Source organism: Novosphingobium umbonatum, assembly GCF_004005905.1.
Taxonomy (GTDB): Bacteria; Pseudomonadota; Alphaproteobacteria; order Sphingomonadales; family Sphingomonadaceae; genus Novosphingobium; species Novosphingobium umbonatum.
In genome coordinates this window covers 1-749 of sequence record NZ_SACO01000049.1, presented here as the reverse complement: position 1 = coordinate 749, position 749 = coordinate 1, and the positions used below count along the sequence as shown (strand labels likewise).

The following is a 749-nucleotide window of genomic DNA, read 5'->3' as shown; positions in this document are numbered from 1 at the left end:
ACCTACATCGATTCGGTCAACTCCATTCCTCGCAAAAAATACATCCCAACCTAAACCAAGGCTCAACAGCCATGGTTGCGGGGGCAGGATATCGACGGTGTACCACTCTCGTGACTGTGGATATCTAACATTCCACACCGCAAAAAATCATACCCCAATCAAAATGCAAAGCACCTTCGGCGACGATTCGATCCCGAAGTCCCCCTTCGCCGGCACGGCAACCAGCCCAAAGATTGTCGCCCCAACCCTACGCAATGCAGATGCGGCGGTTAAACACGGCAAGGCAGCTAGGGGTGCTGTCAGTCTAATCGCTACAAGTCTCCGTTTCGCACAGATGCCCCAAAACCGCGTAGCCTTATGCCACGAGCGACTGCCACTCGACCAATGCGGCCGAGCGGCGAAGCTTGTAAGTCTGGCGATCGACGAGATGGCGTTCCTGAGAGAAGTGGTTATGAAACGAAGCGTGGACTGAGGCGAATTTCTGTAGCGACTTCATACGCCGGAAACGCTGCATCGCCCGCTCTCGTCGTCGGAACGGAAGGTGTGAATTTTCCGCGCGATTATTGAGCCAGCGGCCCACTTCGCGGCGATCCAGATTGCCGATCTGGCGCATCGCGGCAGCGTAAGACCGCATCCCGTCGGTGACGATCTTCTCCGCCCTGCCGTGGCGCTTCAATGCCTTCTTCAGGAAGGCCAAAGCCGCAGTTTTGTCACGTTTCTTAGTAACGTAGCTTTCGAGCACCTCGCCC

Annotated in this window: 1 protein-coding gene; it reads right to left on the bottom strand. The window is 55.9% G+C overall.

Going from position 1 to position 749, the window contains the following annotated elements; translation table 11 throughout:
* Positions 1–355 precede the first annotated feature (355 nt).
* Positions 356–749, bottom strand: a 394-nt coding sequence (locus tag EOE18_RS18215; protein ID WP_127712174.1) for a DDE-type integrase/transposase/recombinase, incomplete at its 5' end; no start/stop codon positions are given.